The 1012-nt window shown below is 45.5% G+C and carries 1 protein-coding gene; it reads right to left on the bottom strand.

The window, feature by feature from the left end; genetic code table 11:
* Positions 1-908: IS30 family transposase (locus HQR03_RS14065; RefSeq protein ID WP_101210731.1), on the bottom strand; the 908-nt coding region annotated here is incomplete at its 3' end.
* Positions 909-1012 lie beyond the last annotated feature (104 nt).

The following is a 1012-nucleotide window of genomic DNA, read 5'->3' as shown; positions in this document are numbered from 1 at the left end:
GCCTGCATAGGCGTTTTAAACCCTAAGCGTTTTCTTGGTCTGTTATTTAGTTTGTTCTCAATGTCCTGCATCTCATCATCAGAGACTTGTCTAAAGTCACAGCCTTTAGGCAGATACTCTCTGATCAAGCCGTTGGTATTTTCGTTGGTTCCTCGCTGCCATGACGCATAAGCATCGGCAAAGAAGAAAGAGCTAAAGAGCTTTTGTTTCACCTTTTTATGCTGAGCAAACTCTTTACCATTGTCAGAGGTAATGGTCTTAACCTGCAACCTCACTGGCTTTAAGAGCTCTATCATTGCCTCTGATACTTGCTGTGCCGTTTTATTATCCACACGTTTCATCTTCAGCAGCCCTGTTTTACGTTCAACGAGCGTGACAATCGCTTGCTTGTGATGCTGACCGATAATGGTATCCGCCTCCCAGTCGCCAATCCGCGTGCGCGCATCAACGATGGAGGGGCGCTCATGGATAGAGACTCTGTCATTAATACGACCACGAGTCTCAGCAGTTAAACGCTGCCGATAAGGCTTGGCTTTACGTCTGAGACACTGCCATAACCTGCCGCCCTTACGCTTGTTTGTCCATATATAGCGATAAATGCTCATATGACTGAGTCCACCATGAACACCTGCTATTTGCTGGGGACTCCAGTTCTCTTTAAGCTTGTCTGTGACCCAGTCCCATACGTCAGCGATGATGCTGAGCGCATTGTTTGATCGTCTTGCACAAGCTTTCTTGTGAGCGTTATTGACTCGGTAACCGCGCAGGCTTTTATTGCGTCTGATTTCTCTTAATATGGTACTGGGACTTCTGTTTAACGCCCGCGCTATAAAATTAATACTATGTTCTGCCCCTATAAGGGCATAAATCTGGTATCGTTCCCCTAGGCTTAGATGCGTATAGTTCATGGTTGCAATCTCACTTTGGTCGGTGGATAAAGACTTTGATGCTAGCGCATCTAGGTCTTTTTTTCACCTCATATTTGGTATTGCACTTCATGTGTTAATCTAAG

The sequence above is a fragment of the Psychrobacter okhotskensis genome (genome assembly GCF_013248965.1).
Classification (GTDB): Bacteria; Pseudomonadota; Gammaproteobacteria; order Pseudomonadales; family Moraxellaceae; genus Psychrobacter; species Psychrobacter okhotskensis.
Note: the sequence above shows the minus strand (reverse complement) of the source record. Positions and strands in the feature narration are given on the sequence as shown.